The sequence below is a fragment of the Pectobacterium polonicum genome (genome assembly GCF_005497185.1).
GTDB lineage: Bacteria > Pseudomonadota > Gammaproteobacteria > Enterobacterales > Enterobacteriaceae > Pectobacterium > Pectobacterium polonicum.
The window spans coordinates 120,556-145,344 of sequence record NZ_RJTN01000010.1; the positions used below are offsets into that span (position 1 = coordinate 120,556).

Consider the following 24,789-nt stretch of genomic DNA (forward strand, 5'->3'; position numbering starts at 1 on the left):
GTTGCCTTATGTTTTCGATAATCCAGTTATCACAGGGCTTTTTGAGCCGCTTTATCCGACGCCAGCCCGCCCGCGGTAGCTTAATCAAAGATTCGATCATCGGTGTGCTTGTTTTTATTGCGTTGATTGGTCTTGTAACGCAGGTGATCAGTAACTACGTGACTGAGCTGCACTATCAGACTGTGGCTCGTCACGCGAGTAAAGTCTCCCAGGCTGCAGGTAAGTATGTATCTGATAAACATGATGCTTATTTATGTCAGTTGGCGCCTGCCTCCTGTACTACGGGAACGTCTACACCCTTGCCACAGCCTTTCACTGCTCAGACGTTGATTGATGCCGGATATCTGGATGATGGGATGGGTACAACGACGGTGGACAGGCAAGTCTATCGTTTCGGGGTCAGGGCTAGAACACTCAGTGGGTCAGTTAAACCATCACTTGAAGCCCTGATGGTGACAACAGGCGGTGATGCGTTGGATGAGGGCGCCGTTCGTCGTATTGCACAGTTGATTGATGGGATGGGGGGATTTATCAGCGATCCATCGTTAACTGAACTCGGTGGGCAGGCAGATACCGCTTATGGTGCTGAGCTTTCCTGGTCACTTCCTGTAACGCCGTTTGGGTTAACTGCGGAACCAGGGCATATCGCTGTAGCCATTAGCGGCGGTGTGATTGGAGGCCTTAACAAAGAAAGCGATCGTCTGTACCGATTTAGTAGTGATGCGCATCCGGAATATAACCAGATGAATACTGCTATCGATATGAACTCGAACAATCTGAACAATGCTGAACAGGTCAACGCAAATGAAGTGAATGCCGCGAGATTTGTGGCATTGGAGAGCAATGGCTTTTTTGGTTGGCGCAATGGGAATGATATTGAGGCCTGGCTCAAATGGAATAATGACAAAAAGCGCGCGGAGCTCAATGCAGGGATTAATGCTGAAGGCGACATTAGTTCAGAAAAAAACGTTAGTGCTGCTGCTGATGTCAGTGCTGGTAAGTTGGTTATTGCTGACCAATTTTTGTATCAAAAGACGGTTGTTGTTTCGGGCGATTCCTGTGATGCGGTGACGCTGGGACTGACATCAATCAGTGATACAACTGGCCTGATAGGCCATGATAGCACTGGATCCATGCTTACTTGCCAATCCGGTGCGTGGAAATCATCTTCCTCTATCCAGCCCGGCACCATCACTATGTGGGGGACACCCGTCCCTCCAGAGGGCTGGCTGGAACTCAATGGTCAAGTGTTTAACCCTAGTGGAAATCCCGTTCTGGCCAGCCTGTATCCCTCCAGTCAGGTACCGGACTTCAGGGGATACTTTCCTCGGGGCTGGGATAATGGTGCAGGAATTGATCCCGACAGCAGAGCAATTCTCAGTGTTCAGGGAGATGCTATACGCAATATAACAGGCGAGTTTAATCCTGGAGGCTCATCCAACTGGGGGAAAGGTGTATTTAGTAGTTACGGCTGGCCTTACCCGTCTAACTCAGGTTCAGCTAACGATGCATCAATCATTACGTTTGATGCATCAAGAGTAGTCCCAACAGCTGCAGAAAATCGGCCCACAAATATCGCTGTGATGTTCATCATTAAAGCTGGTTGAACCGCTTGTGAGCACCTTGCCAATCCGGTGCGTGGTCAGGTGATGAAAAATCTCAGGGTGCATTGTGCGGTTTTGCTTCTGATGACCACTTATCAGGGAATATCAATATCTATCTTTGCAGGGGGCATAACCCATCGATTTCATGCCCCCATGACTATGTTCGATCGAGAATTTTCCAGGCAGACTCGAATTATCTCTATTCTTGCGTTGTCATCAAAGAGTTGATCGGTAGCTAACCTGTACTGCATTGACTGAGAGGTTTTACTGTTTCGAACAATCAACCGGCCTTGATGATGAACATCACAGCGATGTTCTTAGGCCTTGTCTCAACACCTCCAGTTTTTCCTGAATCGGATGGATCATAGTTATCAACACCTTGTGCATTATCAAGCCCCCAACCATCTATATGACCGCCCCATGTATATCGTCGAATGATAGAGCCGGTATGAGTATGTTCTTTTAATTCATCAGGTTGATAGCTAGCTATAGAGCGGGTGCTATCAGGATCGACCCCGGCACCATTATCCCACCCCCTAGGGAAATACCCGCGAAAATCAGGTACCTGACCAGTGGGGTACAAGCTAGTCAGAACGGGATTTCCACTAGGGTTAAACACTTGGCCATTGAGCTCCAGCCAACCATCGGGAGGAACCGGAGCTCCCCACATAGTGATGGTGCCAGGCTGGATAGAGGAAGATGATTTCCACGCACCGGATTGGCAAGGCGCTCACAAGCGGTTCAACCAGCTTTAATGATGAACATCACAGAGATATTTTTAGGTCGATTCTCGTCAGCGGTAGGTACTGAACGCGATGCATCAAGTTGAACTTTTGAATGACTCCAGTCTTGAGGTGTTCCACCTATTTGAGCTCTACCTGATTTTTCAACGCGACCAAATACACCACTAGCTTCATACCCGAAGTAATCAATTGTTTGGAATTCGCCAGTCAGATTTCTAATAGCATCTTCCTGATAACTAAGCATAGCCCGCTCATCTGGATCAATTCCTGCACCATTATCCCAGCCCCGAGGAAAGTATCCCCTGAAGTCCGGTACCTGACTGGAGGGATACAAGCTGGCCAGAACGGGATTGCCGCTGGGATTAAATAGCTGGCCATTGAGTTCCAGCCAACCCTCAGGGGGGACAGGTGTCCCCCACATCGTAATGGTACCAGGCTGAACGGAGGAAGATGATTTCCACAGACCGGATTGGCAATTAGGAAAACTGCGGTATTGTCTTCCCTTTTAAATTTTAGGGACGGACATTTCTGATGAAAAAATGTATAAAAAAGATGCTATTAAGCAAGGCGCTGGACAAATATTTCGCTACTGTCTCACGATATAAACGGGGGCAGTTGCAAGAATTTTATCGAATAAACGTTATCAAAAGATCACCGCTTGCTAACCGACATATGGATGAAATTTCATCAGTTGATATTGCTGGATATCGAGATGACAGACTGGCACAGATAAATCCACGTACAAAAAAATCTATCAGTGGCAACACCGTTCGTCTTGAGCTTGCGTTGCTCTCCGCATTGTATAATTTGGCCAAAGTCGAATGGGGAACATGCACGAGTAATCCAGTTGAACACGTCAGAAAGCCTGCGGTGTCTTCGGGTCGAGTACGTCGATTAACGTCACAAGAAGAACGAGGTCTGACCCGTTACTTCAGAGGTAAAAAACCTGAGTTATTAGCTATTTTCCGGTTGGCCATTGAGACCGCAATGCGGCAGGGCGAAATACTGTCATTACGATGGGAGAATATCGATCTTCGACTCGGGATTGCTCACCTGCCGTTAACAAAAAATGGCTCTGCTCGTGATGTGCCATTGTCTTCAAAGGCGCGTCTGGTTTTGAAGGAAATTGGCGAACTGGGGCGCGATGATATGGGGAGTGTTTTTACATATACGTCGAGTGGCTTTAAAAGTGCCTGGCGTATCGCATTACAATCCTTATCGATTAATGATCTGCATTTTCATGATTTGAGGCATGAAGCGATTAGCCGGCTGTTTGAATTGGGGACATTAAACGTCATGGAGGTCGCTGCGATATCGGGGCATAAGTCCATGAATATGCTAAAAAGGTATACGCATCTCAGGGCTACTCACCTTGTCAGTAAATTGGATGCTCGCAAAAAGCAGGCACAAAAACTGACCTCAATATTTATTCCTTACCCCGCAGATATCGAAGTTCATGATTGTGGCAGTCAGGTGACAATCACATTTTCTGACCTTGATGATTTGACAGTGACAGCATCAACGTATGATGACGCAGTAAAAGTAGCATCTGTCGAATTACTCAAATTCCAGGCTATTGCCGCGAAGAACGGTGAACGGCTGCCTCCCCCAGGCCATGTTTCTGTCAATATGCCTGAGCGCATACTGATCAACCCGCTTTAAACTTGCATAGGCGATATTGAGTTAAATATCGCCATTTCCTTAAGCAGTTCGCATGCTTAGATATCTAGAAGATATTCATGTGTCCAGCTATGACTTTTTTATTGGTATTTATCACCTTTCTTGTTCTGTACTGCCCACTCTACTCTGTCATATGTTTATTGGTGCCGTTTAAAGGGTTTGCTATTTCATCACTGAAGCATAGAAAAACACGGTATATGGTAATACATTTAGCGGTGTTTTCTCGTATAGGGAACATGAACAAGGCACAGTTACAGAAATTTAACTTTGCGTTTGTTACGGTCTTGCAACAGGCTCTTCAGAAGAATAGGCCAATCGTTTTTCGTTCTCATTTGATGCGAGCCTCTCAGGTGAAGCTAGCAGAGACGGTTTTGGCTAAATACGGTCATAGCTACCGGGTATCTAAAGTTATTCTCTCCAGAACTGAACGAATAGGGATCACGTGCCAGATGTTGTTTCAAGAATGGCGATTGGTGAGGGTCAGCCGTGGTGGTGTAATGATCGTAGTTATGGTTCGATAAATTTTTAATGATATGTGATTAATTTATCGTGGATTGAAAAAGTACATTACTTTAATGTGATCGATACATTAGATCGAACCGATCGATTTATTTTGTTGTACACGATTAATAATGTTGTTTAACCTCGCTAGTACATTAAAGCGAATTACTGAATTACATTGAAATGATTTTTATGTGGAGTCGTAGTGAATGAATCCTACATATACTGCGTTAATTGCATTATTGCGTTCAGGGGACATGGTCTTCCCTGAACGTGATGAAAAGTATGATGGTGGTAATAGCCAATTTTCAGTAAGAATCAAACCAGAAAGCAGGGCGTTCCTTGATATGCATGCCGAGCGTATCGGTGTTTCCAAGTCTACGCTCTACGGCATTATCTTGGAAGGGGTGCTTTCTGAAGCCAGGGCATCAACATCTGACAAAATAATGGGGGTTTATGAACGTTTTTGTTTGTTAATGGATGCTCATAGCGTAAATGTATTGCAACAGGCGCAATTACTTGCCCCATTTGGTATTAGTCAGGGGGCATTATCCAGCGCAGAACGAACACTGGACTTGCTAAACCCTCAAGTATTGCATCAATTGGCATCATGGTTTGAAATCGACGTGCAGTGGTTATTTTGCGAGAAAATGTATCCAATGGATAATTATCATTTTTTTGGACAGAAACCTCTGAATTATGATGATTTGAGTGATGACGCTGAGTTGGTTTTCTTTCGCGCAATGAATGATTGTGATGTGACTTTTGCTTTTACTCGGGAATGGAAAAATGTTCAGGGGGTAATTAATATCCCAATCATTAAGATTTATCGTGTATTGAAAGAATGGGAACTTCCGAAAGGGAAAAATATCAAGTATTTGGCTTATTCGCAGAAACAAGTTGAATCGTTAACTGATGGCTCTGTGTTTCCCATTCTGATTGTTGATAATTACAAGTGTGAATATAAAAACTATCAAGATTGGTTGGCCAGTTAAATAGTAATTTTTTCATTATTAATGGTGCGCCAGCATCAGGGGATCTTTTTGTCAAAAGAATGTTGTGCCAGTACCAGGGAATACCAAGAAAAACATAATCATAAATATTTAACCTCCATATAGGAATAAAGAATGAAACACTCATTAATTACACGCAGTTTTATTATTGCGGGCATCGTGGTTGCTGCTTCAGCTAACGCAGCCGGAACATGGACGGAAGCTCGGAATGACGCCATGGGGGGAACTGGGGTTGCATCATCACACTACGGTGCAGCTGCTCTGGTTAACCCTGCACTCTTGACGAAATTCGATAGGTCAGATGACTTTAGTCTGATTTTGCCAGCAGTCGGCGCTCAGGTTTCAGACCCGGATAATCTGGAGGATGGTGTCGATCGCATCAACAATGATTGGAAATCGTTTGAGCGTATCGTTAGTGCTAGCGGAGATGCCAGTTTAGCTGCGTCGAGGCTGCGTGGATCATTACAAGACTTTTCTGGAAGTCATGCTAAAGCGCATGCCGGTGCGTCAACGGTTGCTGCAGTTCCCAATAGCGTTCTGCCATTTGCAGTCGTTGCCAAGGCGTGGGGGACTGCAACGGTCAAAACGAATGTAACAGATATCGACCTGCAGTGGCTCGATGGTGTGTCAAACGGTACTGCAAACAGCTCAGATCTGAGTTCGTTAACGTCATCCGCTAATGGTCGTGCTGCTGTCGTGGCAGATGTCGGTGTTGCGATGGCACGCGAATTCAACGTCGGCGGATTCGAGTTCTCTGCCGGCATTACACCGAAAGTGCAGCGCGTCTATACATTCAATTACAACGTTGCGATCAACAACTATGACAGCTCTGATTTTCGTAGTGGCAACTATCGTAACGATAAAACGGGCGCCAACGTAGATGTCGGTTTTTCAACCAATCTGAGTGATAACTGGATTGTTGGTCTTGTTGGCCAGAACCTGGTTGCCCGCAGCATCGAGACGAAAGAAGTCAACGGCGTCAAAGACACGTTCAAAATCAAGCCTCAAGCCACATTGGGAACCGCATACAGTAACGACTTCTTTACTACTGCGCTTGATGTCGATCTGACTCCAGCAAGCCATTTTAACTCTGATAAAGATAGTCAATTTGTCAGCGTGGGCGGTGAGCTGAATGCCTGGAAATGGGCACAGCTGAGGGCAGGGTATCGTACTGATATTCATGACAGCGATAACTCCTATTTTACTGCCGGCATTGGTTTGTCCCCATTTGATGTCGTACATCTGGATATCACTGGCATGGCAGGAACAGACAGAACGTATGGTGCTGTTGCTCAACTGACGTTCACATTTTGACGATGGACAGGGGCTATTCACCAATAGCCCCTCCTGTGAATATCAGTAGAAAGGAGAAAGCCAGTGAGTGACGAAAAAGAAAAATACATGGAGAAAATCCAAAAACTCCTTCATTTAGCAAAGCGCAGTACAAATGAGCATGAGGCTGCTAATGCCATCAATCAGGCTCAAAATTTAATGCGTAAATTTGGCTTGAGTGAGTTGGATATTGATCTCCAGTCTATTAAAGAGTTTCGCAGTGAGAGTTGCCCATCAGATGCGAACAAGCTTCCTGAATATGTGGTCAGCTTGGCCAACATGCTGTGCCATGCATTCGGTGTGCGCTGTTATTATACTTGGGTAAGGAAGCACCGACGTTCTATTGCGTTCTACGGTCCGAATGAGCGGCCGCAGATTGCTGCATATGGGTTCGATGTATTGAGCATCCAGTTAGTTAAAGCCAGAGGGGAGTATATCTCTTCACAAAATAAACGAATCAAACGCAGCACAAAGACCAATCGTGCTGATCAATTTTGCGCTGGTTGGGTGAGTGGAGCCTGGAATGCCATCAGCCGGTTTTCCGTCGAGGCAGAAGAGCAAAGGTTAATGCTGCTGTATTACAAGCAGATCTCCGAAGGATTTGGAAAACTGGAAAGCCGTGAAGCGAAAAGCTGTCGCGGAGATGATGATGCGTATTCGGCTGGCTATAATTCTGGCAAAGATGCCAGGCTGCACCAAGCGGTTGGTGGAACCTCAATGGGGGAGATCGCGAGGTAATCCAGTTCAGTGATAAACCAATAACAATGGGTAGTCAGATGAATGGTTTGATAGCAGAATCATAAAGAAGAGAATCCTATATATCCTGCATTGTTTGAGATAAATGTATTAGCTAATATTTGAACTGTCACTTTTGTGGATCAACGCTACACCTAATTTTACAGACTGTTTTTTGTCAAGCGCTGACTCTTAATACCTAGATACTAAACTCTATGTGGAGTTGGGCACAGGCTGAAAACGTATAGACTAAAGGCCAGTTATGGTCAATAAATCTGGCCGTTTGTTTCACTCTGGAGGGCACTTGGGGGAACGAAATACATTGTACGTTAAGTGTTACAACCCTTAGCTGTGTCATAAGCTTGAACTGCGGCTTCTAGATTCTCAACGTACCGCTTAATTTCACCAACAGCGTACATTAAAAATCGGCCATCCATAAGGACACCATCAACGCGATTGACAGATATTCCTGAACTTTCATATTCAGCTCTGTGTATTGCTCTCTGTAACCTTTTTTCACGATCAGTTTTCTTGCTTTTTTTGTATAAGATTTCTTTATAGCCAGAAGCAACACCATCACCATGAGCCATAATATTTCGGATTATTGTAAGGTGATCTAAATCAACAATATCTTTTCCACCAATGACATCTGTTAGTATTGTGTGAGCTTTCTCAACCGTACCTCCTTTGATTTCGCCTCTGTAATCAGATCGATTAATCATAACGTTGAGACACCCGCTCATACGATGTTCGAACAAGCCAAATATAGTGAGAAATGCAGAGCGTCTTGTTAGCTGAGTGATTAGATGTTTGTATTCGGATTTTACTTCGTCATGGTCTAGACCAACGCATGAACCACATGAGTAATAGCTTTGTTGATACGTATAAATCTCTCCATACTCGTCTTGGCCCTCATCCATATATTCCCCTTCCGTTACAGCTCCTGGTAAATCGGCCTTTTCGACCGCATTGGCGATATTACTCTCTGCCTGCTCGGCGAGCATTTGCATGATGGATATTGAGGCGGTAGCCTCCCAAAGCTGTATGCTTATTGGTAAAAGAAGCCTTGCCATATATATCCTTTTATAAGATTGTCTGAATAAGGGAACTGTAAATTCCGCTATAACTTACTGTCCAAGGGGCGCAGGGTTTCTTTCTAGCTGTTGTACTGAAAAGAATTGCCTGAACGTCCCGAGAGGAATTACAGGAATAGTTCAGTATACTGAAAACTTTGATCTTGTTGTTGCCGACTGTCAGGTTTAATCGTGCTTTAATACTGTACAAAGGTCATGTCCATGCAAGCCCTAGTTTAAATTTCCCAATCTTAATATTCAGTTGTTTGTCGTCTCTGGTTCTCGATTTTTGCAAAGTAATGGCGAAAACCGTTAACCAAAGGCAAGGATTTGAGGCATGACAACTGAGTCCTCCATTATAGACACCGTAATACCATCGTTCACTAAAACTCAAGAAGATGATCCGTTTGCTGAAGAGGTCAACGCACATTACGCCAAGACTTCTTCGGCAGACGTCGCTGCGCGGCGCATGGGGCTCTTCAATAGAGAAGAATCTACGGATAAGGAAAATCAATCTTCGCGGCTCTCCTGGCTCTTTAAAAGTCTGCTTGCCGTTTTATTTTTCGTTCCGCTAGGTCTTTCTGTCGTGCTTTTCCTGATCGTTCAACAGCAGAGCGTTCAATTGGACTCTCTTGATGCCGCATTTCGGCGTGGCCAGCTTCAGCAATTGCCGGCAGAGATACAAGATGTGAAAAGTAAAATTGGCTTGCTTCGGAGCGAGTTTGTTTCTGTGCAGGAGCTAGACACATTGCGTCAGTCTCAGAATGATTGGGCTAACACCCTAGATACGAAACTGAATCAATACATAAAAAGTGTAGAAGGGCAATCAGCCATTCCTGAACGGCTCGCACACCTTGAACAGCGTATTAATGATCTTCAGGGAACTGCAGATGCACATGATAAACGCATTTCCTCTTTAGCCTCTGAATGGCAAAACAGATTTGAAAAGTTAGCACCGCAGAAGCAGAAGGCTACCCCTGCAAAAAAGTCTCAACGGGTAATTAAACCCGTTCCCGCCCCTTTTGCATTAACCAGTATTGAGCATCGGGGAGGGCAGCAATATGCCGTCATCATCCCTCATTCAGCAAGCAATCGCTGGTCAGATATACGAATGCTAACGCCTGGCGAATCGGTTAATGGCTGGACGTTAGCCAGCATTGACGGAAATCAGGCGCGTTTTTGGGTTAATGGGAAGCCTCAAATTCTCACATTGCAGTAAGGAACCGTTATGAAAGTGAAAGCAATGGCGCTGATGTTTGCTTTGGCAGGAATGGCACACGCGTCCGTCAATACCAGCATTCATGTTACACCTGAGTCGAATTCACAAACTCGAGCTGTTGATCAGGGATTATCTCACCTTCAGTCGACACAATGGGGGTTGACCGATGAAGAATGGGCTCGATATCAGGACATGATTCGAGGGAAAACCGGTATTCAATCCCCAGGATTGGATCCGTTAACCACCCTGGGTATTGAAGCTCGCAGCGATGCAGAACGGCGGCAGTTAGCAGAGAAGTGGGTTAAAGAAGAATTTCAGCGAACTGAAAAAATTCTGAAATTTCAGCGTGAGGTGGATGCGGCCTGGGGGCGTATTTATCCGAATGCATTGCCAGTCAACATGGGTAATGCGGGCGGTGTCGCACACGATAACGGTGGTCGATTGGCGTTATTTGTGAAATCCAAGGATTGCGGCAACTGTAATTCACGCCTCGCGGCCGTTCTGGCGGATGATCGCCCGGTTGACATCTATCTGGTTGATAGCGGCGGGGATGATAACAAACTGCGTGAATGGGCCAGAGAGCGCAATATCCCAGTGGATCGCGTGCGTAATCGCCAAATCACATTGAACCATGATGGTGGCCGTTGGATTCGATTTGGTAATGGACTGATGCCAGTGTTGCTGCAGCAGGGAGAAAGTGGATGGCGTGTCGCTGCCTTCTGATGCTGGTTATATTCAGCATTGTTTCTGCCAGTGCTAACGCATCACGACAACCGGTGCCTGACGGGTATCAGCGTGTTGCGCATTTACATCAGGTTCCGCCTGAACTGTTCTATGCACAATCATTACAGGAGTCTAGCCGAAAGCTGCCTCATGGCGTTCGCCCCTGGCCCTGGAGCCTTAATGTCCAGGGGAGAAGCTATCAATATGATAGCCGGCTGGAAGCCTGGCAGGCACTACAGCGTTTTCTGAAGACGGTTCCACATAAAAACATTGATGTTGGATTAGGGCAGGTTAACTGGGGTTGGAACGGTCGTCGTTTTGCAAACTCCTGGGAGGCGTTTGAACCCTATACCAATCTGAATGTTTCAGCACAAATTCTACGTGAATGCTACGAGAGAAAACCGGGCAGCTGGTTACGTGCTGTTGGTTGCTACCACCATCCAGCCGGCGGTGCTCCGGCTGCCAGATACATTTCTTCGGTGCAGCGCAAATTGGCCATGATTGAACCTTCGACAGCTTCCCTCCTTCCTGAGATTGCTCCTGCCACTCAACTTGTCTGGATCGAACCTCGGAGTATCAAATAAATGAAAATTATTTCTGCATCTGTGCTGTGTTTGCTGGCTATCCCGTTCTTTGTTCATGCAGAACTGAATGTTGTCGCCGATTTGGGAGGGAAAGATACCGCATCGTTCTTTGATGGTATTAACCGCCAGGACAACAACGAAGCCAATAACACTGAAAAACGCACCTGGAAAGGTCAGCCAGGAGAGGGAGCTATGCTGCCCGTGCTGACACCAGAACTGACTGTTGGTATTGAAGCGTCAAGAACGCTGAGTTTGCATGGAATTGGTGCGTTATTTCTCGTCGGAGACGATCCGGTGTCACGTTCCTGGTTACAGATGAATGCTGCAAAATTGAGCCAAATGCAGGCGGTTGGCTTAATCGTTAATGTAACGGATATGGCTGCGGTTCAGTCCCTGCGCTCACTGGTTCCTGATGTGCAGATGGCTCCTGCGTCAGGTGGTGAGTTAGCTCGCCGGCTACAATTGCGACATTATCCCGCGCTGATCACGGAGACCTCTGTATCCTCAGAGGTACAACCATGATCCCACCGCGTCCATATCTGGCTGAGGCTGTGATTGCAGACCCTGTCTTGATTGTTGTGCCTATTCTTTTTTTCATTCTTACTGTTGCCATTATAAGCATGTTATTCCGCTGGCGTGGCAAAGCTAGCGTGCGTCGCCATCGGCGTTATCGTAAAACGGCCGAACGCTTGTTAAAAAGACTCCCTACTTTGGCAGGCGATGCGCAGCGTTTTTCCTATCTCCGTCGTGTTAATCCGTATGTGTTCGAAGAACTGCTTTTACTGGCAATGGAGCGTCAGGGATTACAAGTGATTCGCAATGCATCATACAGCGGTGACGGTGGATTGGATGGGCAAGTATTTATTGAAGGGCAGCGTTGGTTAATCCAGGCAAAACGCTATAGCAGAGCGATAGATCCCGCGCACGTCGCTGAGTTCTCGGCATTGCTGATACAGCATCGGTGTGGCGGTTTATTTATTCATACCGGACGGACTGGCGCTAAAAGCAAGCAACATGCGATCTCTAGCCACAGCAATATCTTTCCCCTTTATATCATCAGTGGACAACGGCTGATTGCGTTGTTGGCTGGGAACCCAGACTGGATAAGGAAAAACCAATGAGCGATCGCTATGTCATTGAGGCATTGCTACGGCCAGCCGTTGAACTGAATACGGCTGCTGTATCTGCCACAGCAGCATTTGTCTGTGTGCAAGCGCCGTGGGCGATAGCACTTGCCCCTTCAGTCAGTTACGTGACGGCCGGTGGGTTTGCTGTTCTTGCCATGGTACGTACTCAGCAGGGAATGAAAGTGCTGCGTTACCGTCGTAATTTACGACGACTACCACGCTATGTGATGAGTAGTAAGCAAATCCCCGTAAGTAAACGCCGCTTGTTTATCGGTAAGGGATTCATGTGGACGCAGAAACACACTCAGCGGCTGCGTGACACGTTACGTCCGGAGGTTGAGCGCTATATTCAGCCATCAACGTTATATCAGGCAGCCCGTAAACTGGAGAATGTCTCAGAGCATAGTTTTCCATGGCTCACCAAACTGTTAAGTGTCGATTCTCCGATGAACCCGGTACGACCATTACCGCCAGTTGGTGGAAAGCCCGTTCTGCATGGTATTGAACCTGATGAGGTTGATGTCACCATGCCACTGGCCGATCGTCCTGGGCATACCATCATATTAGGGACGACTCGCGTTGGGAAAACGCGGTTGGCTGAACTGTTTATTACCCAGGATATTCGTCGCGGTGATGTAACGATCGTCTTTGATCCCAAAGGGGACTCCGATTTATTGCGCCGCGTCTGGGCTGAAGCGCGCCGGGCAGGACGGGAGGATGAACTCTATATCTTCCATCTGGGCTGGCCTGAAATATCCGCCCGCTATAACGCCGTCGGGCGATTTGGCCGCGTGTCTGAAGTCGCGTCACGTATCTCAGGGCAATTGGCAGGGGAAGGGAACAGTGCCGCGTTTAAAGAGTTTGCGTGGCGTTTCGTAAACATTGTGGCCAGGGCGCTGGTTGCATTGGGTGAACGACCTGATTACACGCTGATTATGCGTTACGTCAATAATATTGCGGATCTGTATCAGCGCTACGCGGAGAAGGTTATTGAAGAGGAATTGCCGGAGCTGCAGCAACAGATACGTAATAATCTGAGTGTGCTCACTGATGAGGACGTACCCCGGAATATGCAGGGGCAGCCGAATGGTGTTGGGATATGGGCGATAGAGGTTGCGTTAAGCTCCGAAGCTGGCAAGGCACTCTATGATCCAATTCTCGATGGTCTGCGTAGTGCTGTCCGCTACGACAGAACCTATTTCGATAAAATCGTCGCATCGTTGTTGCCGCTGCTGGAGAAGCTGACAACAGGTAAAACGGCGTCCCTTTTATCTCCTGATTATCTTGATATGGATGACCCCCGTCCCATCTTTGACTGGGAGCAAGTGATTCGCAAGCGGGGCGTTGTGTATATCGGTCTTGATGCATTGACAGATAGTGAGGTTGCTACGGCTGTCGGGAACAGTATGTTTGCCGACCTTGTCAGTGTTGCAGGCCATATTTATAAACATGGAATTAATGCAGGGCTGCCGCAGCAGAAAGAAGAAAAGGCCGTTATCAACCTGCACTGCGATGAATTCAATGAACTAATGGGTGATGAATTCATTCCGCTGATCAATAAAGGCGGCGGTGCTGGCGTTCAAGTGACGGCCTATACTCAAACGTCATCGGATATCGAAGCGCGTATTGGTAACGCTGCGAAAACCGCACAAGTTATTGGTAACTTCAATACCTTGATCATGCTGCGTGTCCGGGACAATAAAACCGCAGAACTCCTCACGACACAGCTGCCGCAGGTTGAGATCTACAGCAAAACGTTGGTTTCTGGCCACTCGGATACGGCTAATGTTGAAACTGGACAGGATTTTACCTCCAGCACGCAGGACCGTGTCGGCACGATAAAAACTCCACTGATTGAACCGTCTGATGTCGTTAGTCTACCTAAAGGTCAGGCGTTCGGCCTGCTTGAAGGTGGTCAGTTGTGGAAAATCAGGATGCCACTGCCGGCGAATGATTTGAATGATGCAATGATGCCAGCCAATTTGCAGGCTGTAGCGGCAGAGATGCGCCGTAACTACCGTTCCAGTGAGGGATGGTGGGACGGGCGTTCATTTGCTGCTGGAGGTGAGTAGTATGGCTGAACCTGCACGTAATGCACCTCCACAGAAGCCAGATCGCCAACATGGGTTGCTCTACAACGTGTTGTGGGGCTGGCCATGGAAACTGATTGGTATTGTTTTAGGTTCGCTGTTACTCAGTTTGCTGATCGAATATGTGGGGATCGCTTTCTTTTGGCCGACAGAAGGCGCCGCCCACAGCCTGCAGGTTATGAACACTGAGCTGGGGTATCTGTCGTCAGAGTTCAAGCGGAGCCTGCTGCTGTCTGAGCCATCAGTAACGGTTATCCACTGGATTAATACGGGATATCACTGGGCATTTATCAACAGTGGTTTTATGGATTGGGTCAGTAACCAGTATCAGATGCAGGCAAACAGTCATAGTGAGCTGACTCGTAGTTTAAATGCCTGGAGTGGCTGGCTGGCACAATCGTTACGGGAATATTTGCTGGCCACTGTCTATGTCACGGTAGTTACTCTGGTTAGGGTAACCATTCTGGTTCTCTCCATACCCCTATTCACCATGGTGGTAATTGTGGCCATTGTTGAGGGGTTGGGGCGGCGTGACCTGAGGCGTTTTGGCGCGGGCTATGAATCCAGTTTTCTCTATCACCATGCTAAGCGCCTGGTTAAACCTGCATTCTATGTACCTGCCATGCTGTACCTGTCCTGGCCTATGGCGGTCTACCCTAATTTATTACTGTTACCGGCAGCACTGCTGTTTGGTACCGCAATTACAGTAACAACAGCCACATTTAAAAAATATCTTTGATTTTATAGAAGGAGATACGGTAATGAGTGATGAATCCTGTGAGGCGGCTGTCGCTGCTATTCAGTTTGCGTTGGAGCTGGATGCAGATGAATGCAAGATGTTCCTGCGATACTGGAATGAAGGTGAATTCGATATTCTGCGGAAAGAATGGGGAGGTATCCCAGATGAGGTATTTATTGGCGCGGATCCTCTCTTTCATAAGATGCATGGCTCTTAATTGAGCTGGACAAAAGCGTACAAAACTTGCTTTTGTGCGCTTTTGTCAGCAGACAAGCCACGAACGTACAATTTCTGGCGCGTCAGCTTGCTAACTTAATGAGGGTAGTGGCAATTGCTGGATGATGTCAAAGACCTATAACTCCAATTATTAAACCTGCAACGCCGAGTATCACACTTAGGTATGTCATCTGACGTTCCCGTCTCGCTTGGCGTTTAGCTGAAATCGAGATATCACTGAGGGATTTTGACAGTTTGTTAACATCATCATGGTGACTGATTGCTGTTTTCTGTAGGTGCTGTAGCTGTAGTCTGATGTTATCTGGGAGATCAGAAAAAGGATCATTTTCCTGGTGCCAAAGGATAAGGCTTCTTATTTTTTCCAACTGTTCATCAGCACAATTCTTTTCATTAAGATAGTCGCTGAGAATGACATTAAGCACGACAGATATTTTTTCTTGTTTTACCGACCATCGCTTAGCCAAAAGATAAATATCTTCATTCTTTATTCTTCCCGTATTGATTGCCCTTTTTATCATCTCCTTATACTTACGTCTTTTGATGGAGAGATCTACATCATTGAGAATGAGAAAAAATAAAGCGATATATACCACAGATAAAAGTGGAGCAACTAATGATGCGTAAAACGCAGGGTCTTTAATAAATTCCATGTGTGTTCCTGTTGCATGAGCGTGTAGGTATATTTTCCACCATAAATTTTAGACATCGCAAATAGAGTTTATCGCTGACCAACCCTCCCTGATTCCTCATCCTATGCACACCGTCAACTCACTGTGAGGTGTGCATGTTTTCTCCCTCAGTCCGGCTTGCTTGTCTGCTCGGTGCTGCACTGCTGTTTACCCATGCAGCAAATGCATCAGAAAAAGACGAACTGGCCAGCACGCAGCGCTTGCTTGATCAGGTTCAGGCCTCGCTGGAACGAGCTCGCGTTGTCGCTGCGCAATCTGACCCTGCTGATCGTGCCCGATACCACTTTGACTATCAACGCATTACTGCTGATTTGAATGCCATCAGAGCGGGCATCGATACCTATTTGGCTCCATCCCGGGCGCAACCTCGGGAAGCCAGTTCTATTGCGGGGAACTACCGTCGGGAGAGCCCCTGATATGTCTATGACTGCCGCACAGTCTTCAGCCTTTAAATCGGCATCTGGTTTCGATCCCCAAATACTGAACCTCATCTGTGTCGGCTTTCTGTTGGCTGCGCTGTTCCTATGGGCTGCATGGGCGTTAGGTGATGTCTGGAATGGATGGGCTAACGAGAAAGTCAGAGACGCAGCGATGGGCAGATTTGCATTCAGGGCCGCGATCTTATTGGTCATCAGTATTTGGATGTTTGCCAGTTAATTTTTCTACACAAGGAGTTACCCATGTTTATGTTTCGTCGTTTTATCTCATTCCTGTTTTACATTGGAATATTATGCCAGTCCGCTTTTGCTGCTTTGCCTCCTGTTGAGGCTCCTCAATCCAGCGGAGGGTCAGGACTCATGGGACAAATTAAAGGCTATCTACAGGATGGCATTGTTCTGGCTGGATTATTGGTTGCGGCCATCATGTTTATTAATGTCGCGATTGCTGCAGGCCATACCTTCGTTGAAGTCCGTAATGGACGAGCAGAATGGCCAAAATTTGGTGCTATCGTTGTTGTAGGTGCTTGCTTACTCGTCCTCATTATCTGGTTACTGGGCAAATCTGCCAACATCATTTTGTGAGGTGCGAGCATGCGAACCATTCCTTTTTTACCCGATCGCCTGAATGCCGAACCCGTGGTGTTTCGTGGATTTACCACACCAGAGTTAGGGCTTGCTGCGTTGTTTGGGGCTTTTGTTGGCGTCTTGTGGTCCTTATTCCTTATCCCTCTAACCGGGTGGGTCATTATCCCGACAGGGATATTATTGACCCCTCTGTTGGTCATTGGCCTCGGAGGCAACTGGATGGCTCGAATTAAACGCGGTAAGCCTGAGAACTACATCTGGCAGAAGTTAGGGGAAAAGAAACGGCGCATTGGGATAGGGGATGAAACGTTGATTATTCACTCTCGCTGCTGGTCATTACGCCGCCACCAAGCGAAGGGACGAGCATGAGCATCTACCGTAACGCGGTAAGAAATCGCGACCAGCATATTCTGACATTACGCATTGCCTGCGGCGTTCTGGTTGTCCTGTTACTGGTCACTATACTCGGCTGGATGCGGGCGCCTAGCAATTTGACGGTTCACAATCCTCCCGATCTCCGGGCTGGTAGTACCAAGCCTTGGTGGGAAGTTCCTGCACCGACCGTCTATGGATTTGCGTTTTACATTTTCCAGCAACTAAACGCATGGCCTAAAAATGGCGAACAGGACTATCCCGGCAAGATATTCAGCCTATCCCCGTACCTGACGCCATCTTGTCTGGATTTTCTGAATGCAGATGCGAAAAAACGCTCATTGGGTAACGAGTTGCTGGACCGTGTTCGTGTGGTTTACGAGATCCCCGGGCGGGGATACAACGCGGAGAGCGTGGATGTTATCAGCCGTGATAACTGGGTTGTCCGTTTAGATTTGGTGACCGATGAGTATTACCACACCGAACCCGTTAAACGGGTGCTAGTGCGTTACCCATTGAAAGTCGTTCGTTGGGATGGGGATGCAGAACGTAACCCATTTGGTTTGGCTCTGGATTGTTATGACGCGATGCCACAGCGTCTGGAAATATCACATCAGCCACAGCCAGAGAAAAAGGGGGTTATGCAGTGAGAGTGAAACCTTCCACAGCACGGAGATTTTGTCAGCGCGGTTTACTGGCATTACTCATGACGGGGTCATTGCACGTTTCCGCTGATGAATTAATTAAATGGGAACGCATCCCCCTGCAGATCCCATTAAAGGTAGGGCAAGAACGCGTTATTTTTGCAGATAAAAATGTTCGTGTCGGTTTCCCCCCGGCACTGAATGACAAGTTACGCGTGCAATCGACCGGTGGGGCGGTTTATCTCAAGGCGGACAGTGCATTTCCTCAAACTCGGTTGCAGTTACAGGATCTGGAAAGCGGCGAGATTATTCTGCTCGACGTGACTGCGTCACCGAATGGCCCGACAGAACCTGTCCGTCTGGTATATAGCGGTGACGTAACCACTGTCGATAATAGCGATCGCCCGGCCAAATCCGGGCGTAGTAGCTCATCTTCGACTGTGGAAACAAAGTCAGACGCAAAAGAGTCTAAGGCCCCTCGCTACAATGCTCCGTTACCCGTTGTTCTGACTCGTTTTGCCGCGCAAACCCTTTACGGACCATTACGTGCAGTAGAGCCTGTGAGCGGTATTCATCCTGTTAATCCACGATTATCAGGGAAGATCACGACGCTATATCCCTCTGAACCACTTGATATTACGACGTTGTCAGCCTGGGGAGTGGGCTCTCGCTCCGTTGTGGCACTACGCGTTCGCAACACCTCAAGCAGAAAGATCGTTCTCGATCCCCGGATTCTTCAGGGGCAGTTTGTTTCTGCCACATTCCAGCATCGTTGGGTTGGGCCAATAGGTACACCAGAAGACACAACAACATTGTATCTGGTCACCGATAACCGTCCTGAACTGGCATTCGTCGCAGAGCCGGTCGTTAAAGTGAGTCCGACATCAGCTAAAGCCAGCAAGAAGGAGCGCGGCCATGCAAATTAAGTCCAATACGCTGGTAAAATTCATGGTTCCGTCGGTATTGGCCATCGGCGCATTGATTGGCGTAAAAAGCTGCCAGGGACCTGCTCAGACACAGAATACTACCGATACGTCAACGACGACGCTGGGGTTGTCTCAAGACGAACTGAAGGCATTAGGCGTCGCCGGTGATACCCCTCAGGATACATTACGCACGTTGGTCGGCTCGCTGAATCAGGTGCGTAGTGATTTAGGTAAACTCAGTCAGCAAAACGAAGATCTAAAAAAGCAAAATGAGGCGCTGACCCGCCGTAGTACTGACGTATCCGGGCAGGTGAACGAAGCCGTTTCTGGCGTGCAGCAGTCCTACGATACGCAGCAAAAACGCCTACAGGATGAACAGCTACGGTTACAGAATAAAATCCAGGAATTGACCGATAAACTGGCTAATTCGATGAGTAATCCCGGAGGCCATATTAGTGGAGGAAGTAGCTACCAGGGACCCTCCGGGCACGGCGATATCCCTCTGGGATTAGGGCTGGACGGTATGGGAAATGGTACCAGTGGCACTATGTCGCAAGGTGCAGATGGTCTGATATGGGTACAGCCAAAAGACCAGAAACCAGCCGACCCGAATAATACGTCCAGTTCAGGTATGCCTGAGCTTCCCCAATTTCCGACCTCTTTCCTGAACGATAATGAGCTGACGCGCCAGAAGGCGGCGTATGAGCAGCAGGTGAAGGGGTACTCGAACGAAAAAAGTGAGGTTACAACTGAGCCTGTTTACACCTTACCTGAGAATTCTACCCTGATCGGCAGTCGGGCAATGACGGCGCTACTGGGCCGAGTCCCGATTAACGGTACGGTGACTGACCCTTATCCCTTCAAAGTCTTAATTGGTAAAGACAACCTGACAGCAAATGGTATCGATTTACCGGATGTTGAAGGAGCAATCGTATCAGGAACAGCCAGTGGTGACTGGACGTTGTCGTGCGTTCGTGGGCAGGTCAACAATATTACGTTTGTGTTTGCCGATGGCACGGTTCGCACATTGCCGCGCTCTGACGCTAATGGCAACAGTAATAGCAATAATGGCGGCAGCAATCAGAGCGCGAGTGGCTCCAGCGGTGGTATTGGCTGGATTTCTGATGAAGCGGGGATCCCGTGCATCAGTGGTGAGCGAAAGTCTAACGCATCCACCTATCTGCCCACTATTTTTGCCCTTTCTGCTGGCTCAGGTGCAGCCAGCGCGCTGAGCCAGAATCAGCAAACGACGCAAACAAATGGTTACGGTGGAATGACGTCCTCACTCACGGGGGATGTAGGGCAAGCTGTTCTCGGTAAGGCGCTGGCCGGCGGCTTGAATGAGACGACTGACTGGGTGAAACAACGCTATGGCCAGACATTCGATGCGATTTATGTCCCGCCAGGCATGCGATTAGCCGTGCATATTACCAGGCAACTGGCGATTGATTACGAAGAAAAAGGGCGCAAGGTTCGGTACGACTTCTCGTTGCCGGCTGATGGTCGCAGTCAACGTGGTTTGGATTGAGGAGGCGAGATGGACGCTGTTCACGCCTGTTGGGAAAACATCTGGATCTTTAGCACGACATCCGTAATCGATCGGCTCCGTATAGATATTCACTATTGTCAGTCCGACTCTGAGCTGTTGGCCAAAAGTCTGGCTGAATCAGCGCAAGCCTCTCTGTACTGGGTTAACGACGCTCTGTTTCTTGACGTCGGCAGCCATTGTATTCCGGTGCAGGAGGGTTGTTTTTTTGTCAGACAACTACTGCCCACCTCACTCAAACGCTTTGAATTGGCCTGTTTTCTGGAGAAACAGGCAGATCCTTTCCTGATGGCCATCGAGCAGGGCCACTTTAATGACTGGCACACCGTACGGATGACTGTCGCCGAATTATCCCGCCACTCGATGTGTCGGTCGTTTTCACTCATTGCCGGTCATTTTCATTTATTCCGACGTTCTGGAGAAACACATGCCTAAATGCCAGATTATGGCCACACTGCTTGTAATAATGTTATTGAGCGGGTGCTCGACCTCAAAAGAAGAAATGCTGCCAGCTGGGGAGCACTCCATGCTGGAATTATGGAATGGCGCAGATGGTGAGGGAACAACTCGACGTTCTGCCCAGGCCAGGGATGCATTACGCCGACCGCTGAGTACCGGAGAGCTTCAAACGTCTTTACATGACGATCGTAGCTACAGTCGAACTCAGGAGAGTGAAATCAGCCAACAGTTTCCCCGTCTGCCGAACCCAGACATGGTGATATACATTTTCCCTCATCTTGCAGAGGGCAATACGCCCGTTCCTGGTTACAGCACGGTCTTTCCCTTCTATAGCCAGACCCAGTACGCGATGCCGGGTGAACGCGTGGAGGCGCTGTAATGTTCTCACTGTTTAATAAAAAGCGCCTATCCCGCTCTCGGGAAATCCGTGTACCTGATGACGCGATCGACAATCTTGCTGAAGGTATCCCGCTCCAGGTCGCGGGACGCCTGTCTATGCAACGGCCCGGGAAAATGACGATACAGGATGAGGTCAGGCTGAATCATGCCAATCCGTCAATTATCGATTACCTGCCGTGGGCTGAATTCCTGGATAACGATAAATGTCTGCTGTTGGATGACGGCATTTCTGTCGGGGCGGTATATGAAGTCTCTCCCGTTGCGACAGAAGGACGTACGGAAGATCGACTGGAACAAATCCGCGATACGGTCGAGGATGCCATACAGGACAGCTTTGAAGAACTTGATGAAAACCCCTGGGTTGTGCAGTTCTTTTGTCAGGATGAGAACAATGTCGATACTTATGTCGATCACCTGAGGGGCTATGTCAAACCCCATGCGCAGGGAACGCCTTTTTCGGAGGCCTGGCTGAAGGAAACGGAGCGTCATTTACGGGGGATTGCTCGTTCGGAAGGGTTGTTTACGGATACTAAAATTACTGGCCAACCCTGGCGTGGACAGCAGCGCCGTACGCGTATGGTGATCTATCGCTGGATTGGTAAAAACAACCGAGATCCAATGCCGCCAATCGCGATGCTCAATCAGGTCTGTGAACGTGTGACCAGCGCATTGTCCGGTGCCGGTGTAATGTGTGTGCGGCAGAATGGCCATCAGGTGCATGGCTGGTTGCTGCGACATTTTAATCCCTCACCGGAATGGGTCGATAAAGACACGTTATATCGCCAGGCTGCCTATTTTGACCGACGCGATACGCCTGATGGCACCATGCCGGTACTCAACGATTTTACAGAAACGCTGTGGTTCAACCCGCCACGTTCGGACGTGGAGAACGGCGTGTGGTGGTTTGATAATCAGGCGCATTGTGCGTTGCCGGTCGAAAAATTACGGCGCCCGCCAAAACCCGGCGCGATTACAGGGGAAATGCTCCGGGGAGAGAAGATCAATGCGTTGATGGATCTCTTTCCGGAAGGTACCACCCTGTGTATGACCATAGTGGTACAGCCGCAAGATAAACTGGAAGCTGATTTTACCCGGCTATCGAAGAACGCAGTGGGCGAGAACACCGAGTCAGGTCGCGTTCGCCAGGATGTTAAAACCGTCAAAGAGTATCTGGGAAATCGGCACAAGTTGTACCGTGCCGGACTGACCTTTTTGTTACGCGCCGATGATGTGGAAACGCTCAATCATAAACGGGTTGAGCTGACGACCGTATTGCTGGGAGCCGGCTTGCAGCCGGTGCGGCCCGAATATGACGTTGCGCCATTGAACACCTATTTACGTGCATTACCCATGTGTTTTAACCCGGAGACGGATAAGAAACACTGGTATACCCGGCTAACGTGGGTACAGCATCTGGCAGGGTTGTTACCCGTGACAGGTCGTGAAACGGGTACGGGTAATCCTGGGATCAGCTTTTTCAATCGCGGTGGTGACGTATTGTCATTCGATCCGTTGAATAAAGGTGATCGCAGCCAAAATGCCCATAAGCTGATATTCGGACCGACGGGAGCCGGGAAGTCGGCAACGCTGTGTTCGATGTTATCGCAGGTGATGGCCATACACCGCCCTCGGTTGTTCATTGCTGAAGCCGGCAACTCATTTGGGTTATTGGCCGATTATTTTGAAAGCCTTGGCCTGACGGTGAATAAGGTCAGTATCAAACCGGGTAATGGGTTGAGTCTTCCGTTGTTTGGTGATGCTTACCAGTTGGTGAATAGCGATGTGCCTCTGGCGATTGACGTTGATGCTTTGCCTGAGCTGGACGCCGATAGCGAAGAGCAAGATGACAGTCAACAGGACAAGAAAGAAAAACGAGACATCCTGGGGGAGATGGAGATCTCAGCTCGCATGATGATCACTGGCGGTGATGCGAAGGAAGAAACGGAACTGAAGCGTGCCGATCGCGCAATGATCCGTGAAGCACTGGTGATGGCCGCTAAAGCCTCTTACGCAGTTCCTAAACAAATGCTGCCGTCTGATCTGCAACGTGCCCTGCTTGATATTTCCATGGATACTGAACGCAATGAGCAGCGGCGCACTAAGGCCGCGGAGATGGCTGAATCGCTAAGTATTTTCACACAGGAAGGGAGTTTTGAGGCTGAGTTATTTAACCGTGAAGGGCAGCTTTGGCCAGAAGCAGACGTCACGTTGATAGACCTGGGATATTTTGCGCGCGAAGGGTATGAAGCACAGATGGCGTTGACCATGGTGTCACTGACGAACACCATCAACAACATTGCCGAGCGTGACCAGTATAAGAAACGGGATATCGTTTTCGCTGTCGATGAAGCGCACATTGCAACGGTTAACCCGCTGCTGGCGCCATATATGACTAAGATCGTCAAAATGTGGCGAAAACTGGGAGCCTGGCTCTGGCTTGCGACGCAAAACCTGGAGGATTTCCCTGATGCGGCCGGAAAAATGTTGAATATGGCGGAGTGGTGGTTGTGTCTGGTGATGCCGAAAAAAGAAGTCGATGATATCAGCCGCTTCAAATCCCTGACGGATGAACAGAAATCGGTGCTGATGTCAGCCAGTAAACTGGATAAATGCTACACCGAGGGGGTCGTATTATCGAAGAACGTTCAAGCGTTGTTCCGTGCCGTTCCCCCCAGTTTGTACCTGGCTCTTGGTATGACAGAAAAAGAAGAAAAAGTGGAACGACGTCGTTTGATGAATGAATTCCATTGTTCGGAGCTGGAAGCGGCAATGCGGGTCGCCACAGCATTAGATAAAGCCCGTGGCTTGGTTGAGCAGGAGAAAGTTGTAGCATGATGACATTGAAATACCCTACGCCAACTATCCAAACGGAGAGTGGCCATTTCCCCATGCTTTTTAGTCTGAAACCGCAAGGTGAGGCAGGTATTTCCCTGAAAAACGATAATGAACTGCAGCAACTGCGTGATGCTATTCGCCAGCGCTTACCCATGCAGTGCAATGTAACATGCCATCCTCACCGGGTTGGCACCCGAGGCGCTGTAGCGCTGCATTTTGATGGCGGGCACGGTATCGGTCCCTGCGTTGATATCCTGATTTCGGTTGCCGGCACAACGAGCTGGCCAGAGCCAGATGATTACGATCATCCACGCTGGTATGTTTCTGTTCCGGATGCGGTGGATGTGGTTTATCTGGTTCTGTACCTGAAAGAGGTTACGACTAGCTGCATAAAGAGTTGATGCTGTTGTGACAACCAATTGATTAAAATCGCTGTCGCATCGAATAATGAATACAGACGAATAGAGCCTCAGATTCGCTGAGGCTTTTATTAT

General features: G+C 48.2%; 28 protein-coding genes. 24 read left to right on the forward strand and 4 right to left on the reverse strand.

The window, feature by feature from the left end:
* Positions 1–8: 8 nt before the first annotated feature.
* Positions 9–1,607 (forward strand): shufflon system plasmid conjugative transfer pilus tip adhesin PilV, encoded by a 1,599-nt coding sequence (gene pilV / locus EDI29_RS12295; protein ID WP_137741127.1) that lies wholly within the window; start codon positions 9–11, stop codon positions 1,605–1,607.
* 277 nt (positions 1,608–1,884) lie between these two features.
* On the opposite strand, the gene EDI29_RS12305 is transcribed toward pilV, so the two are convergent.
* Together EDI29_RS12305 and EDI29_RS12310 are read right to left on the reverse strand one after the other, a co-directional pair.
* A complete protein-coding gene (locus EDI29_RS12305) occupies positions 1,885–2,274 on the reverse strand; it encodes a phage tail protein (RefSeq protein ID WP_103199311.1) in 390 nt (129 codons plus the stop codon).
* A gap of 71 nt (positions 2,275–2,345) precedes the next feature.
* Positions 2,346–2,768: a phage tail protein gene (locus tag EDI29_RS12310; protein WP_103199309.1), complete on the reverse strand. Its 423-nt coding sequence runs from the start codon at positions 2,766–2,768 to the stop codon at positions 2,346–2,348.
* A 110-nt stretch (positions 2,769–2,878) separates the two neighbouring features.
* Between EDI29_RS12310 and EDI29_RS12315 the strand changes: the two genes are divergently transcribed.
* The 4 genes from EDI29_RS12315 to EDI29_RS12330 all read left to right on the forward strand — a co-directional run bounded on the left by EDI29_RS12315 (position 2,879) and on the right by EDI29_RS12330 (position 7,611).
* The gene (locus EDI29_RS12315) at positions 2,879–4,009 is read left to right on the forward strand and encodes a site-specific integrase (protein WP_103199308.1); all 1,131 of its coding nucleotides are present in this window, start codon (positions 2,879–2,881) and stop codon (positions 4,007–4,009) included.
* 728 nt (positions 4,010–4,737) lie between these two features.
* Complete coding sequence (locus EDI29_RS22750) at positions 4,738–5,523, forward strand: hypothetical protein (RefSeq protein ID WP_103199306.1); 786 nt, start codon at positions 4,738–4,740, stop codon at positions 5,521–5,523.
* Between the two features lie 132 nt (positions 5,524–5,655).
* A complete protein-coding gene (locus EDI29_RS12325) occupies positions 5,656–6,855 on the forward strand; it encodes a conjugal transfer protein TraF (protein ID WP_103199305.1) in 1,200 nt (399 codons plus the stop codon).
* A 63-nt stretch (positions 6,856–6,918) separates the two neighbouring features.
* A complete protein-coding gene (locus tag EDI29_RS12330; protein WP_103199304.1) occupies positions 6,919–7,611 on the forward strand; it encodes a DUF2786 domain-containing protein in 693 nt (230 codons plus the stop codon).
* A gap of 326 nt (positions 7,612–7,937) precedes the next feature.
* Here EDI29_RS12330 and EDI29_RS12335 read toward each other — a convergent pair whose 3' ends face one another.
* Positions 7,938–8,681: a hypothetical protein gene (locus EDI29_RS12335; RefSeq protein WP_103199303.1), complete on the reverse strand. Its 744-nt coding sequence runs from the start codon at positions 8,679–8,681 to the stop codon at positions 7,938–7,940.
* A gap of 337 nt (positions 8,682–9,018) precedes the next feature.
* Between EDI29_RS12335 and EDI29_RS12340 the strand changes: the two genes are divergently transcribed.
* From EDI29_RS12340 to EDI29_RS12375, 8 genes are read left to right on the forward strand one after another with little or no spacing between them, the layout of a single operon-like run.
* The gene (locus EDI29_RS12340) at positions 9,019–9,900 is read left to right on the forward strand and encodes a hypothetical protein (protein ID WP_103199302.1); all 882 of its coding nucleotides are present in this window, start codon (positions 9,019–9,021) and stop codon (positions 9,898–9,900) included.
* A 9-nt stretch (positions 9,901–9,909) separates the two neighbouring features.
* Positions 9,910–10,623, forward strand: coding sequence for a TIGR03759 family integrating conjugative element protein (locus EDI29_RS12345; RefSeq protein WP_103199301.1), 714 nt, complete (start codon positions 9,910–9,912; stop codon positions 10,621–10,623).
* Positions 10,602–11,207, forward strand: coding sequence for a lysozyme family protein (locus EDI29_RS12350; RefSeq protein WP_241664928.1), 606 nt, complete (start codon positions 10,602–10,604; stop codon positions 11,205–11,207). Before EDI29_RS12345 ends, EDI29_RS12350 begins: the two co-directional genes overlap by 22 nt.
* Positions 11,208–11,729 (forward strand): integrating conjugative element protein, encoded by a 522-nt coding sequence (locus tag EDI29_RS12355; protein ID WP_103199299.1) that lies wholly within the window; start codon positions 11,208–11,210, stop codon positions 11,727–11,729.
* The gene (locus EDI29_RS12360; protein ID WP_103199298.1) at positions 11,726–12,328 is read left to right on the forward strand and encodes a restriction endonuclease; all 603 of its coding nucleotides are present in this window, start codon (positions 11,726–11,728) and stop codon (positions 12,326–12,328) included. The genes EDI29_RS12355 and EDI29_RS12360 overlap by 4 nt, the downstream gene beginning before the upstream one ends.
* Complete coding sequence (gene traD, locus EDI29_RS12365; protein WP_103199297.1) at positions 12,325–14,406, forward strand: type IV conjugative transfer system coupling protein TraD; 2,082 nt, start codon at positions 12,325–12,327, stop codon at positions 14,404–14,406. Before EDI29_RS12360 ends, traD begins: the two co-directional genes overlap by 4 nt.
* Position 14,407: 1 nt before the next feature.
* On the forward strand, positions 14,408–15,163 hold the full coding sequence (locus EDI29_RS12370) for a TIGR03747 family integrating conjugative element membrane protein (RefSeq protein WP_103199296.1): 756 nt from the start codon (positions 14,408–14,410) through the stop codon (positions 15,161–15,163).
* Between the two features lie 22 nt (positions 15,164–15,185).
* Complete coding sequence (locus EDI29_RS12375) at positions 15,186–15,380, forward strand: hypothetical protein (protein ID WP_103199295.1); 195 nt, start codon at positions 15,186–15,188, stop codon at positions 15,378–15,380.
* A gap of 127 nt (positions 15,381–15,507) precedes the next feature.
* Here EDI29_RS12375 and EDI29_RS12380 read toward each other — a convergent pair whose 3' ends face one another.
* Positions 15,508–16,050, reverse strand: coding sequence for a hypothetical protein (locus EDI29_RS12380; protein ID WP_103199294.1), 543 nt, complete (start codon positions 16,048–16,050; stop codon positions 15,508–15,510).
* 134 nt (positions 16,051–16,184) lie between these two features.
* Here EDI29_RS12380 and EDI29_RS12385 point away from each other — a divergent pair, with 134 nt between their 5' ends.
* Genes EDI29_RS12385 through EDI29_RS12435 form a run of 11 tightly spaced genes read left to right on the forward strand, consistent with a single transcriptional unit; the run spans position 16,185 to position 24,696 of the window.
* Complete coding sequence (locus tag EDI29_RS12385) at positions 16,185–16,505, forward strand: integrative conjugative element protein, RAQPRD family (RefSeq protein WP_103199293.1); 321 nt, start codon at positions 16,185–16,187, stop codon at positions 16,503–16,505.
* 1 nt (position 16,506) lies between these two features.
* Positions 16,507–16,746 carry a TIGR03758 family integrating conjugative element protein gene (locus EDI29_RS12390; protein ID WP_103199292.1) on the forward strand — a complete coding sequence of 80 codons (240 nt, stop codon included), beginning with the start codon at positions 16,507–16,509 and terminating at the stop codon, positions 16,744–16,746.
* 23 nt (positions 16,747–16,769) lie between these two features.
* Positions 16,770–17,111 carry a TIGR03745 family integrating conjugative element membrane protein gene (locus EDI29_RS12395; protein ID WP_103199291.1) on the forward strand — a complete coding sequence of 114 codons (342 nt, stop codon included), beginning with the start codon at positions 16,770–16,772 and terminating at the stop codon, positions 17,109–17,111.
* A 9-nt stretch (positions 17,112–17,120) separates the two neighbouring features.
* Positions 17,121–17,483, forward strand: a complete 363-nt coding sequence (locus tag EDI29_RS12400; RefSeq protein ID WP_103199290.1) for a TIGR03750 family conjugal transfer protein — start codon at positions 17,121–17,123, stop codon at positions 17,481–17,483.
* Positions 17,480–18,136 (forward strand): PFL_4703 family integrating conjugative element protein, encoded by a 657-nt coding sequence (locus tag EDI29_RS12405; protein ID WP_103199289.1) that lies wholly within the window; start codon positions 17,480–17,482, stop codon positions 18,134–18,136. Before EDI29_RS12400 ends, EDI29_RS12405 begins: the two co-directional genes overlap by 4 nt.
* 56 nt (positions 18,137–18,192) lie before the next feature.
* Positions 18,193–19,056, forward strand: a complete 864-nt coding sequence (locus EDI29_RS12410) for a TIGR03749 family integrating conjugative element protein (protein WP_103199288.1) — start codon at positions 18,193–18,195, stop codon at positions 19,054–19,056.
* The gene (locus EDI29_RS12415; RefSeq protein WP_103199287.1) at positions 19,046–20,584 is read left to right on the forward strand and encodes a TIGR03752 family integrating conjugative element protein; all 1,539 of its coding nucleotides are present in this window, start codon (positions 19,046–19,048) and stop codon (positions 20,582–20,584) included. The genes EDI29_RS12410 and EDI29_RS12415 overlap by 11 nt, the downstream gene beginning before the upstream one ends.
* A 9-nt stretch (positions 20,585–20,593) precedes the next feature.
* Complete coding sequence (locus EDI29_RS12420) at positions 20,594–21,037, forward strand: hypothetical protein (RefSeq protein ID WP_103199286.1); 444 nt, start codon at positions 20,594–20,596, stop codon at positions 21,035–21,037.
* Complete coding sequence (locus EDI29_RS12425) at positions 21,030–21,440, forward strand: TIGR03751 family conjugal transfer lipoprotein (protein ID WP_103199285.1); 411 nt, start codon at positions 21,030–21,032, stop codon at positions 21,438–21,440. The genes EDI29_RS12420 and EDI29_RS12425 overlap by 8 nt, the downstream gene beginning before the upstream one ends.
* Positions 21,440–24,295 carry a conjugative transfer ATPase gene (locus EDI29_RS12430; RefSeq protein WP_103199284.1) on the forward strand — a complete coding sequence of 952 codons (2,856 nt, stop codon included), beginning with the start codon at positions 21,440–21,442 and terminating at the stop codon, positions 24,293–24,295. Before EDI29_RS12425 ends, EDI29_RS12430 begins: the two co-directional genes overlap by 1 nt.
* Positions 24,292–24,696 carry an acetyltransferase gene (locus EDI29_RS12435; RefSeq protein WP_103199283.1) on the forward strand — a complete coding sequence of 135 codons (405 nt, stop codon included), beginning with the start codon at positions 24,292–24,294 and terminating at the stop codon, positions 24,694–24,696. The genes EDI29_RS12430 and EDI29_RS12435 overlap by 4 nt, the downstream gene beginning before the upstream one ends.
* The last annotated feature ends 93 nt before the right edge of the window (positions 24,697–24,789 follow it).

Coding starts and splice junctions, on each gene's coding strand:
- EDI29_RS12310 (WP_103199309.1), bottom strand. CDS start 2,768: ATGTGGGGGACACCTGTCCCCCCTGAGGGTTGGCTGGAACTCAATGGC.
- EDI29_RS12410 (WP_103199288.1), top strand. CDS start 18,193: ATGACGGGGTCATTGCACGTTTCCGCTGATGAATTAATTAAATGGGAA.
- EDI29_RS12390 (WP_103199292.1), top strand. CDS start 16,507: ATGTCTATGACTGCCGCACAGTCTTCAGCCTTTAAATCGGCATCTGGT.
- EDI29_RS12380 (WP_103199294.1), bottom strand. CDS start 16,050: ATGGAATTTATTAAAGACCCTGCGTTTTACGCATCATTAGTTGCTCCA.
- EDI29_RS12355 (WP_103199299.1), top strand. CDS start 11,208: ATGAAAATTATTTCTGCATCTGTGCTGTGTTTGCTGGCTATCCCGTTC.
- EDI29_RS12315 (WP_103199308.1), top strand. CDS start 2,879: ATGAAAAAATGTATAAAAAAGATGCTATTAAGCAAGGCGCTGGACAAA.
- EDI29_RS12360 (WP_103199298.1), top strand. CDS start 11,726: ATGATCCCACCGCGTCCATATCTGGCTGAGGCTGTGATTGCAGACCCT.
- traD (WP_103199297.1), top strand. CDS start 12,325: ATGAGCGATCGCTATGTCATTGAGGCATTGCTACGGCCAGCCGTTGAA.
- EDI29_RS12375 (WP_103199295.1), top strand. CDS start 15,186: ATGAGTGATGAATCCTGTGAGGCGGCTGTCGCTGCTATTCAGTTTGCG.
- EDI29_RS12350 (WP_241664928.1), top strand. CDS start 10,602: ATGGCGTGTCGCTGCCTTCTGATGCTGGTTATATTCAGCATTGTTTCT.
- EDI29_RS22750 (WP_103199306.1), top strand. CDS start 4,738: ATGAATCCTACATATACTGCGTTAATTGCATTATTGCGTTCAGGGGAC.
- EDI29_RS12325 (WP_103199305.1), top strand. CDS start 5,656: ATGAAACACTCATTAATTACACGCAGTTTTATTATTGCGGGCATCGTG.
- EDI29_RS12335 (WP_103199303.1), bottom strand. CDS start 8,681: ATGGCAAGGCTTCTTTTACCAATAAGCATACAGCTTTGGGAGGCTACC.
- EDI29_RS12420 (WP_103199286.1), top strand. CDS start 20,594: ATGGACGCTGTTCACGCCTGTTGGGAAAACATCTGGATCTTTAGCACG.
- EDI29_RS12395 (WP_103199291.1), top strand. CDS start 16,770: ATGTTTATGTTTCGTCGTTTTATCTCATTCCTGTTTTACATTGGAATA.
- EDI29_RS12345 (WP_103199301.1), top strand. CDS start 9,910: ATGAAAGTGAAAGCAATGGCGCTGATGTTTGCTTTGGCAGGAATGGCA.
- EDI29_RS12435 (WP_103199283.1), top strand. CDS start 24,292: ATGATGACATTGAAATACCCTACGCCAACTATCCAAACGGAGAGTGGC.
- EDI29_RS12415 (WP_103199287.1), top strand. CDS start 19,046: ATGCAAATTAAGTCCAATACGCTGGTAAAATTCATGGTTCCGTCGGTA.
- EDI29_RS12385 (WP_103199293.1), top strand. CDS start 16,185: ATGTTTTCTCCCTCAGTCCGGCTTGCTTGTCTGCTCGGTGCTGCACTG.
- EDI29_RS12400 (WP_103199290.1), top strand. CDS start 17,121: ATGCGAACCATTCCTTTTTTACCCGATCGCCTGAATGCCGAACCCGTG.
- EDI29_RS12430 (WP_103199284.1), top strand. CDS start 21,440: ATGTTCTCACTGTTTAATAAAAAGCGCCTATCCCGCTCTCGGGAAATC.
- EDI29_RS12425 (WP_103199285.1), top strand. CDS start 21,030: ATGCCTAAATGCCAGATTATGGCCACACTGCTTGTAATAATGTTATTG.
- EDI29_RS12370 (WP_103199296.1), top strand. CDS start 14,408: ATGGCTGAACCTGCACGTAATGCACCTCCACAGAAGCCAGATCGCCAA.
- EDI29_RS12340 (WP_103199302.1), top strand. CDS start 9,019: ATGACAACTGAGTCCTCCATTATAGACACCGTAATACCATCGTTCACT.
- EDI29_RS12305 (WP_103199311.1), bottom strand. CDS start 2,274: ATGTGGGGAGCTCCGGTTCCTCCCGATGGTTGGCTGGAGCTCAATGGC.
- pilV (WP_137741127.1), top strand. CDS start 9: ATGTTTTCGATAATCCAGTTATCACAGGGCTTTTTGAGCCGCTTTATC.
- EDI29_RS12405 (WP_103199289.1), top strand. CDS start 17,480: ATGAGCATCTACCGTAACGCGGTAAGAAATCGCGACCAGCATATTCTG.